Source organism: Mesorhizobium sp. M1D.F.Ca.ET.231.01.1.1, from assembly GCF_003999155.2.
In the GTDB taxonomy this organism is placed as follows: domain Bacteria; phylum Pseudomonadota; class Alphaproteobacteria; order Rhizobiales; family Rhizobiaceae; genus Mesorhizobium.
In genome coordinates this window covers 1-564 of sequence record NZ_RZOZ02000050.1, presented here as the reverse complement: position 1 = coordinate 564, position 564 = coordinate 1, and the positions used below count along the sequence as shown (strand labels likewise).

The 564-nt window shown below is 57.1% G+C and carries 2 pseudogenes; both read left to right on the top strand.

The features are described from left to right. Positions 1–310, top strand: a pseudogene (locus EN874_RS34140) (MmgE/PrpD family protein); the annotation flags it as partial. Between the two features lie 46 nt (positions 311–356). Next, a pseudogene (locus EN874_RS34135) lies at positions 357–564 on the top strand (hypothetical protein); the annotation flags it as partial.

Sequence of the window (564 nt, the reverse complement as noted above, 5' to 3'; positions counted from 1 at the left end):
AGCGTCCTCCGATTTCGCTTCGGCGTTTCCAGCCGAAACGCCAGCCCGCGTTGTCATGGATCAAGGGAAAGGGCCGGAAGAAATGATTGTACGACACCCACTTGGGGATGTCCTGCGCCCTTTATCGGCCGATCAGATTTGGGAGAAATTCAAGGGCCTCAGCAGAGAGAACGTTCACCCGCGGTGGCAGGACGAGATCCTCTCGGCAATAGGCAACCTCGAAGCAGCAGGCCTTGGGCCTCTTCTGGCTGCTCTCTCTCGACGGGGCAGGCGATATGCCGAAGATGACGCCGCGATTCTCCTGAGCTAGGAAGGGGCAGGTACTTGCTGTGCGGGCGAAATTTCATGGGCATGGCTTGCAGGTTTCCAGCTTCAATTTCCGCAACGGATCTGCCGATGAGTTGGTGCTGTCACTCTTCGTGAGCGGGCCGGATACCACCACCTTACCGATAAAGATGTGGTCGGGAATTCGGGAAGAGATCACGCCTACAATCGCTGCCGTTTCAAGTCTGCTGATCGCGTTGACAGTCGTTATGTATGCCGGCGTAGAGGTGGTCCGCCAGA